The 7,589-nt window shown below is 72.3% G+C and carries 6 protein-coding genes; 3 read left to right on the top strand and 3 right to left on the bottom strand.

All coding sequences use genetic code 11. From position 1 onward, the window contains the following. Window positions 1-1,179 (top strand): M15 family metallopeptidase (locus VIG79_RS17630; RefSeq protein WP_331887999.1); only part of this gene is annotated, 1,179 nt, incomplete at its 5' end. Between the two features lie 9 nt (window positions 1,180-1,188). Here the strand turns inward: VIG79_RS17630 and VIG79_RS17625 are convergent. Then, entirely contained in the window at window positions 1,189-1,800 is a 612-nt protein-coding gene (locus VIG79_RS17625) for a hypothetical protein (RefSeq protein ID WP_331887997.1), read from the bottom strand. A 37-nt stretch (window positions 1,801-1,837) separates the two neighbouring features. On the opposite strand from VIG79_RS17625, the gene VIG79_RS17620 reads away from it, so the two are divergent. Next, window positions 1,838-2,899 (top strand): Gfo/Idh/MocA family oxidoreductase, encoded by a 1,062-nt coding sequence (locus VIG79_RS17620; protein WP_331887995.1) that lies wholly within the window; start codon window positions 1,838-1,840, stop codon window positions 2,897-2,899. 58 nt (window positions 2,900-2,957) lie between these two features. Beyond that, window positions 2,958-4,961, top strand: coding sequence for a serine/threonine-protein kinase (locus VIG79_RS17615; RefSeq protein WP_331887993.1), 2,004 nt, complete (start codon window positions 2,958-2,960; stop codon window positions 4,959-4,961). A gap of 112 nt (window positions 4,962-5,073) precedes the next feature. Here VIG79_RS17615 and VIG79_RS17610 read toward each other — a convergent pair whose 3' ends face one another. Further along, window positions 5,074-5,967 carry a TIGR01777 family oxidoreductase gene (locus VIG79_RS17610; RefSeq protein WP_331887991.1) on the bottom strand — a complete coding sequence of 298 codons (894 nt, stop codon included), beginning with the start codon at window positions 5,965-5,967 and terminating at the stop codon, window positions 5,074-5,076. Window positions 5,968-6,137: 170 nt separating this feature from the next. Beyond that, on the bottom strand, window positions 6,138-7,589 hold a 1,452-nt coding region (gene sucB, locus VIG79_RS17605), incomplete at its 5' end, for a 2-oxoglutarate dehydrogenase, E2 component, dihydrolipoamide succinyltransferase (protein ID WP_331887989.1).

The raw sequence follows: 7,589 nt of genomic DNA, 5'->3' as shown, positions 1-7,589 counted from the left end.
AACCAGGCACCGTCGGCACTCGCCGCCGACCCGATCACGACGCGGTGGCAGGCGCTCGGGGGGGCGGGTGGGTTGCTCGGCGAGCCGGTCGGAGCTCGACAGGCGATCCCCGGTGGCGAGAAGCAGGCATATCAGCGCGGGAACATCTGGTGGTCCCCGGCGACCGGCGCCTGGGAGACCCACGACGGCATCGGCACGCGGTACCAGCAGATCGGGGAGACCGGGTCCTGGCTGGGCTTCCCGACCACCGGTGAGGTAGCCGTGGCTGGCGGGGTTCGTCAGTCGTATGCCGGGGGCGCGATCTGGTGGAGCGGGCGGACCGGTGCGTGGGAGACCCACGGGGCGATCGGCCTGCGGTTCCTGGCGATCGGGGACGTGACATCGTGGCTCGGCTTTCCGGTAGGGCCGGAGGTCGGTGCCGCGGACGGCGTCCGCCAGACATTCCTCGGCGGCAACATCTGGTGGTCGAACCACAGCGGCGGGGCGTGGGAGACCCACGGTGCGATCAACAACGACTACTGGAACGGGTTCGGGCCTCAGGGGTGGTACGGGTTCCCGGTGTCGCCCGAGTACGGCTACTACGGCGGGATGAGGCAGGACTTCGAGCATGGGTCCCTGCTCTGGAGCGTGCAGCCGGTGGCCGACGCGACCTTCGCCCCGGTGTCGGCCGGTGACGTGTGGGCGTCCTGGCGTCCGGGATGTCCGGTCGGTCCCGAGTCGTTGACCCTGATCCGCGTCAACTACTGGGGCTTCGACAACGCCGTGCACCGCGGTGAGATCATCGTTCGCTCGGACGTGGCCGGCCGTGTTGCGAGCGTCTTCGGCTCCGCGCTTACCGACCATTACCCGATCCGGCAGATGTGGCGGGTCGACTACTTCCGCGGCGACGACCCGGCCTCGATGGCCGCCGACAACACATCCGGCTTCAACTGCCGGCAGGTAACCGGTGGGAGCGGGCTCTCACCCCACTCGTACGGCATCGCCATCGATATCGACACCGTTGAGAACCCCTATTACGCCGGCGGTCGCTGGTGGCCGAACACGGCTTACGTCGACCGCAACAACGTGCGGTGGGGGATGCTATTCGGGGGCTCGCTCGTGACGAGAGCGTTCGCAGCACAGGGCTTCTCGTGGGGCGGCAGCTACCTGGACTACCAGCACTACCAGTTCGTCGGCTGAGTCGCCGGGTCAGGCCGGCTTCAGGGTGATCGCGTCACTGGCGGTCACCACCGGTCGGAACGTGCCACGGATACGGACATCGCCGTTGGCCTCGACCCGTACCGCCGCCGGGTCCTCGACGGTCAGTCGCAGCCCCGAGCCGCGGTCGGCGCAGCGGCAGGTACCGAAGAGGATCGTCACGCCGGCGGCGGGCGTCACCGGGTAGTCGGGTGTCCCGACGACGTCGAGGGCCACCGGCTGGTCGTGGAGGGCGCCGCGCTGGAGCAGGTTGGAGAACGGGTCCTGGAGGGCCTGTTCGACGGCGATCCGGCCGGTCATCGCGAAGCTCGACGGGTCGGTCGGCGTGAAGTAGGTCGCCGAGCCCGTGGCCGACGGTGGCACGGTGGACTCGGTCGACGGCGGCCCGATCGAGGTCGTCGGAGGCGTCGTGGCGGCGGTCGTGGCGGCGGTCGTGGCGGGCGAGGACGCGGTGCCGGTCGTGGCGGGCGAGGACGCGGTGCCGGTGGGGGTGTCGGTCGTGCACGCCGCGGTCAGGGACACCGCCACGAACGCGGCGGCGGCCAGGCCACGCGACCACGCGGGCGGGCGTGACGACCACCCGGCGCCCCGTTCCCCCGACATGTCCCCATGCAACCACGGGATCGCTACCTTGAGCCTCATGACGAGCTCCAACAACGGTGGTCCGCGCGTCGGGCTCGTGGGGTACGGAGGCGCGGGCCGTGCGTTCCATGCGCCACTCCTCGCGCGGGCCGGCCTCGAGGTTGCGGCAGTGGCCACCGCCAACCCCGAGCGGGCTTCCCACGTCGGGAAGGACCTACCCAGCGCAGTCGTGGTCCCCGACCTCGCCGCCCTGCTGGCGACGGAGGGGATCGACCTCGTCGTGCTCGCCTCGCCCAGTGGTGTCCACGTCGCGCAGGCCGCAGAGGTCGTGGCCGCGGGCCTGCCGGTCGTCGTCGACAAGCCACTCGGGGTCGACGCCACGTCGGCGCTGGAGGCGGTCGACGTCGCCGCCCGGGCCGGTGTCCCGCTGACGGTGTTCCAGAACCGCCGGTACGACCCGGAGTTCCGCACGCTGGCCAAGGTCGTGTCGGACGGCCTGGTCGGCCAAGTGGTCCGGGCCGAGCTGCGCTGGGAACGATGGCGGCCGGTGCCGAAGCAGCGGTGGCGGGAGAACGCGCCGCCGAAGGAGGGCGGCGGGCTGCTGCTCGACCTCTATCCGCACCTCGTCGACCAGGCCCACCTCCTCTTCGGGCCGATCGAGACGGTGTACGCGGAGCTGTCGTCCCTCACGACCGTCAGTGAGGACACAGCGTTCCTCAGCTGCCGGCATACCTCTGGCGTCGTCTCCCACCTCGGCTCGACCGCACTGGCCGCCGCGCCCGGGCCCTGGCTGCGGCTGCTCGGGCGCGAGGGGGCCTACGTGGTCGGTGGCCTGAACGAGGAGCCGACAGCGTTTTCCGAATGGCTGCCGTCGGATGCGGACCACCTCGGGTGGCTGGTCCGGGCCGACGGTGAACGGGAGGCGGTTCCGCGAGAACCGGGGGACCAGGCCGACTTCTACCGCGAGGTCGCGCAGGCACTGGCGCAGCCCGACCCGCAGGCGGCCATGCCCGTCGACCCACGGGACTCGGTCCACGCCCTCGCGGTCATCGACGCGGCGCGCACGAGCGCCGAGTCGGGCCGGGTGGTCGAGGTCATCACGCCGGGCGAGGCTCCCTGACGCAGGCTCCTGTGGATAACTCGAGGGGGTCCCTCGACCGGTCGGCCACGATGGCTGGGTGACCCCTCCTGCACCCGCGCTGACCCGGTATGCCGGTCCGCCCGCCGTGCCGGGGTATGCCCTGGACGAGTTCATGGGGCGCGGGTCGACAGGGGTCGTGTGGGCGGCGACGTGCCGCGAGAGCGGTGAGCGGGTCGCTCTGAAGGTGCTCGAACCGGAGGTCGATGCGGTCGACCTCGATGACGTCGACCGCGAGGAGGCGCTGGGGCGACGCGCGTCCGGATCGCACGTGCTCGGCGTGCGCAGCCGGATCACACTCGACGACGGTCGCGTGGCGCTGGTCATGGGGCTCGCTGACGGCGGCAGCCTTCGCGACGTCGTGACGATCCGCGGGGCGCTGCCGTTGGGCGAGGTGGTCACCGCCCTGACGCCGCTGGCCACGGCTCTGGCCGAGCTGCATGAGACGGGGGTCGTGCACGTGGACGTGTCCCCGGGCAACGTGCTCTTCACCCCGGACGGCCGACCCATGCTCGTCGACCTCTCCTCGGCGTGGCTGGTCGACGACGGGTGGCCGCAGCGCTCGCTGGGCACATCCGGGTTCGCGGCGCCGGAGGTGGTGCTGGGCCGTCCGCCGGTTCCGGCCAGCGACGTCTGGTCACTGGGCGCTGTGGCCTGGTACGCCCGGACCGGTGGGTCGACACCGCCGCCCTGGGTGGGCGACCTGCACTGGGCCCGGGGCCTGGCCGGCGCCCGGACAGGCGATCCAGACGAGGAGGGGCTCGAGAGCGGGACGGTCGCCGACGTCATGACGGCCGTCGGGCCGGAGCTGACGCCGCTTCTGGTCCGGATGCTGGCCGACGAGCCGGAAGCCCGGCCAGCGGCAGCGGAGGTCGCCCTCGCCCTCTACCGCACGGCGGCCCCGGAGCCGGTGGGACTGGTCGGGCACCATCCCGATCCGGCCGCGGCCGTCACGACCCGGATCCGACGCGAGGCGGCCGAGACCCGGTCGCGGACCGAGCTCCGCGATGCGGAACGGGCGACGCACCGTCGCGAACGACGGGAGCTCCGACACCGGCGAGCGCGGGCATGGCTGGTTCCGTGGGCGAAGGCGACTGGGTCCTCAGCGACGACGGGGCCGAGTGGAGAGTCCTCGTGGCGGTCACGGCTGGTCGTCGTCGGGTTGGTCGGACTCGTCCTGGCCGGCGGCATGCTGGCGTTGCTGCACCTGACCGGGGGCCCCCTGGAGGTCGCGACGACATCGGTTGCCGACACCTCGCCGTCCACGTCAGAAAGCCTCTCGTCAGGCGCATCGATGAGCTCGACGGCGGACTCGTCGAGCGCGGCGACGAGCTCAGCGGTGGATCCGTCAGCCGGCCCGTCTGCTCCACTGGCGGGCGGCCAGAGCGGACCGTCCAACGGGTCGGCCGCCGGCGCCGCGAACGATCCCGCCCACCAAGCGGCGGGTGGTGGTCGCACCAACACCGCGGCGGGCGGTCCCCTCGGCACCGCGGCGGCCGATCACGTCGGCACCGCGGCGGGCGATCACGTCGGGACCGCGGCGGGCGATCACGTGGGCAGCCCGGCGACGATGGCCGGGACACCGAGAGGCGGTGGGATGGCGTCGAGCGACAACGTCGTTCGCGATCCGGTGGCGGCCCTGCAGCGGCTTGCGGATGTCCGATCGACGGCGCTGATGGCCGCCGACCCGGTGGTTCTCGCCAGCGCCGAGCCGACCGGGTCGAGTGCTTACGAGGACGACGTCCGGACGGTGACGCGGTTGCGCGAGCAGGGCCAGCGCTACGCCGAGCTGAGTTTCACGGTGCGCTCGGCCAAGGTGGTCACCGTGGGGCCGACGACCGTGGTGCTGCAGGCGGTCGTGGATCGGTCGGCCTACCTCGTAGTCGGTGCGGGAGGGGCTGGTGCGGGCACGGTCGGTACGGGCGCGACTGCTGCGGGCGGGGGAGGGAGCCAGTCGATCGGTCCGGGACCTGGGGTTCCGCTGCGTTACACCTTGTCGGCGACCGACGGGGCGTGGCGGCTCACCGAGGTCGGTCCACCGTGAACGGGCGAGCGACGACCGATCGAAGGCCGGAGAGGCCGGAGAGGCCGGAGGGGCCGGAGGGGCCGGGGGGCCGGAGGGGCCGGGGGTCCGGAGGGGCCGGAGAGGCCCGGGCTCACACGATGGCGGCGACCGCGCTGGAGATCGAGTCGTGGACCCACTCGAAGCCGGTGTCCCGGAGGCGAGTAGGCACGACACGCTGGCTGCCGGTCACCTCACCGGCGAACTCGCCGAGCACCGCCCGAAGCGCGAACCCCGGTGCGGGAAGGACCGTCGGCCGGCCCAGCTGCCGCCCGATCTCTTCGACGATCTGCTTCTGGTGCAGCGGTTCCGGCCCGACGACGTTGACCGGTCCCAGGACGTCGCGACGGTCGACGAGGAAGACCAGGGCGCGAATGACGTCGTCGAGGCTGATCCACGGCCACCACTGCCGACCGGACCCGAGCGGACCGGCCAGACCCAGCCGCCCGAGCCGGACCAGCGGCTCGAAGGCGCCGCCCTTGCGGGACATGACGAGTCCGGTACGCGACATCGCCACGGGTGCACCCACGGCGCTGGCGGCGGCGGTCGACGCCTCCCACGCCTGGGCGACCTCGGCGAGGAACCCGGTTCCCTCCGGACTCTTTTCGGTGAGGATCTCGTCGCCGCGGTCGCTGCCGTAGCACCCGACCGCCGAGGCGCTGACCAGCCGGATCCGGTCGCCGTGGGCCGCGACGGCCGAGGCCACGGTCGACGTGCCGTCCGTGCGGGAGGCCAGGATCTCCTGCTTGTAACCGGGCGACCACCGGCGATCACCCACGCCGGCGCCGGCGAGGTGGACGACGGCGTCGACGTCATCGAGGGCCGCGGCGTCGAGCCGTCGCTGAGCGGGGTCCCAGGAGATCTCCGAACCGGTGCGGGCCTCCCGCCGAACCAGGTGACGGACGTCATCGCCGCGCGCGACGAGGTAGGACGACAACGCGCTGCCGATGAGCCCCGAGGCTCCGGAGATCGCGACCCGCTGACTCATCCGGTCAGCCAACCACACGGGGGATGCGGACCCGGGTGCGAGGTCTCGCCCGTTGGACTCCGGACCGCCTGACAACAACCCGGACATGTCTGACCGACGGGTAGCGCCCGAGATGGAGAAAGGCCGCTTCTACTCAGGCATCTCCGGGTAGAAGCGGCCGCCCGCGTGCGTCAGAGGCCGAGCGAGGCCTCGAACCGCCCTTCCTCGAGCCGGGTCTTCATCGCGCCGAGGAACCGTGCAGCGTCCGCGCCGTCGACGATCCGGTGGTCGTAGGACAAGGCGAGATACATCATCGAGCGCACCGCGATGGTCTCCCCGCCGTCCTCGTCGGCGACGACGACCGGTCGCTTGACCAGGGCGCCGGTACCGAGAATGGCGACCTGCGGCTGGTTGATGATCGGCGTGTCGAACAGCGCCCCACGGCTGCCGGTGTTGGTGATGGTGAACGTCCCCCCGGCGAGATCGTCCGGAGCGATCTTGTTGTTCCGCGTGCGGTCGGCGAGGTCCGCTATCGCCCGGGCGAGCCCGGCGATGTTGAGGTCGCCGGCGTTCTTGACCACCGGGACGAGGAGCCCCTTCTCCGTGTCCACGGCGATGGCGAGGTTCTCCTGGCCGTGGTAGACGATCTCCTCGCCGTCGACACTGGCGTTGACGTTGGGGTGGGCCTTGAGTGCCTCCACCGCCGCGAGCGCGAGGAACGGCAGGTAGCTGAGCTTGACACCCTCGCGACGCTCGAACTCGCTCTTGGCGCGGGCCCGAAGGCGGGCGACCTTGGTCAGGTCTACCTCGACCACCGTGGTCAGCTGCGCCGACACCCGGAGCGACTCGACCATCCGCGTGGCGATGACCTTGCGGAGCCGCGTCATCTTCTCGCGGGTGCCGCGCTTGTCCGAGACCGGCGCCGCAGCAGCGCCGCCACCGGCCGGCACGCTCGGCGCCGGGGCGGCCGCAGCCGGTTGGGCCGGCGCGGCCGAGGCGGCTGCCGCTGCCTTGGCGTTCTCGGCAGCGTCGAGCACGTCCTGCTTACGGATCCGGCCGCCGATGCCGGTGCCCGTGAGGGCTCCGAGGTCCACGGAGTGCTGCGCCGCCAGCTTGCGGACCAGCGGCGTGACGTAGGCGCTGCTGTCGTCGCTGCCGCCGTTGTTGGCGCTCGTCGAGGTGGTGGTCGACGTGGTCGTCGACGTCGAGGCGGCTGGCGCCGTCGCCGTGGCCGGAGCCGCCTCAGTGGGTGCGGCGTGAGCGGCCGGCTGGCTCGCCTGCTCGGTGGCCTTGTCGGCCTTCTCCTGTGCCGGGGCCTCCTGTTGGCCGGAGGCCTGAGCCGGCGCCTCGGCGGCCGGAGCCTCGGCGGAAGGAGCCTCGGTAGATGGAGCCTCGGTAGATGGAGCCTCCGGTGCCTCCTGCTCCGCCGCCGGCCGCGCGTCAGCGGCCTCAGCGGACTCATCGCTCGACTCGTCGCCCGAAGCGGTGCCCGACTCGCCGCCCGACTCGCCGCCCGACTCGCCGCCGATGACCGCCAGGTCACCACCGACGGGCACGACCTCGTCCTCCTGGACCAGGATCTTCGAGAGGACACCGGCGGCCGGCGAGGGGATCTCGGTGTCGACCTTGTCGGTGGAGACCTC

The sequence above is a fragment of the Lapillicoccus sp. genome (genome assembly GCF_036559105.1).
In the GTDB taxonomy this organism is placed as follows: domain Bacteria; phylum Actinomycetota; class Actinomycetes; order Actinomycetales; family Dermatophilaceae; genus Lapillicoccus.
Note: the sequence above shows the minus strand (reverse complement) of the source record. Positions and strands in the feature narration are given on the sequence as shown.